Source organism: Acinetobacter sp. V2 (assembly GCF_001188385.1).
GTDB classification, from domain to species: domain Bacteria; phylum Pseudomonadota; class Gammaproteobacteria; order Pseudomonadales; family Moraxellaceae; genus Acinetobacter; species Acinetobacter oleivorans.
Map to the genome: position 1 here is coordinate 20,487 of NZ_JZFB01000006.1, position 496 is coordinate 20,982.

The following is a 496-nucleotide window of genomic DNA, read 5'->3' on the forward strand; positions in this document are numbered from 1 at the left end:
ACCCATGCTTTTTTTAGAAAAATTGCATCGCATAAGCGATCATATTGATAACAACGAGCATCCGCCCCTGCAATCCAATCTGGATTTTCATAACCTAACACTAATTTAATATCGGTTAGCCGCCAGTCATCATTTTGAGAACCTTCATTTGCATCAACCACATAATCTTTATGCAAATAGCGGGAGCGTACCGCGCCAGAAACTTTAAATTGACCCGAGTCTAAAGTTGGATCTCCCCAACTCAAATCAGCCGCAGAAACTTGAACTCCCGCTGTTAAACTTAAAATCCCTACAAATAATAATGACCTTTTCATGTCTTCAACATCCTTGTTAAGTGTTATAAGAACATGAAGAAATTGACGTAGACAAACAATGCCACAACTATAAAGTCGGTCTTTACAAACTGTGTTTAATCAAAAAAAGAGCATAAAAAAAGACCACGCAGGAGCGTGGTCTATAAAATGGTGGCTATGACGAGACTTGAACTTGTGACCCC

1 pseudogene is annotated in these 496 nt (G+C 39.1%); it reads right to left on the reverse strand.

From position 1 onward, the window contains the following. Positions 1-314 (reverse strand): annotated as a pseudogene (locus tag UC75_RS22040) (hypothetical protein); the annotation flags it as partial. Positions 315-496 lie beyond the last annotated feature (182 nt).